Origin of the sequence: Pseudomonas sp. NPDC087803 (genome assembly GCF_044742995.1) — a bacterium.
In the GTDB taxonomy this organism is placed as follows: Bacteria; Pseudomonadota; Gammaproteobacteria; order Pseudomonadales; family Pseudomonadaceae; genus Aquipseudomonas.
On the sequence record NZ_JBIUVO010000011.1, the window covers coordinates 1 to 337 of the forward strand.

1 pseudogene is annotated in these 337 nt (G+C 59.1%); it reads left to right on the top strand.

What is annotated here, in order from left to right:
* Positions 1–337 (top strand): annotated as a pseudogene (locus ACIOUG_RS09385) (methionine adenosyltransferase); the annotation flags it as partial.

A 337-nucleotide genomic window follows, 5' to 3' on the forward strand; every position in this document is an offset into this window, starting at 1 on the left:
GCCTGATGTTCGGCTACGCCAGCAACGAAACCGACGTGCTGATGCCAGCACCGATCACCTTCTCGCACCAGTTGGTGCAGCGTCAGGCCGAAGCCCGTAAATCGGGTCTGTTGCCTTGGCTGCGTCCGGACGCCAAGTCGCAAGTGACTTGCCGTTACGAAGGCGGCAAGGTGGTTGGTATCGACGCAGTTGTACTGTCGACCCAGCACAACCCTGAAGTGTCGTACAAAGACCTGCGCGAAGGCGTGATGGAGCTGATCGTCAAGCACGTGCTGCCTGCCGAACTGCTGAGCAAGGACACCCAGTTCCACATCAACCCGACCGGCCAGTTCATCAT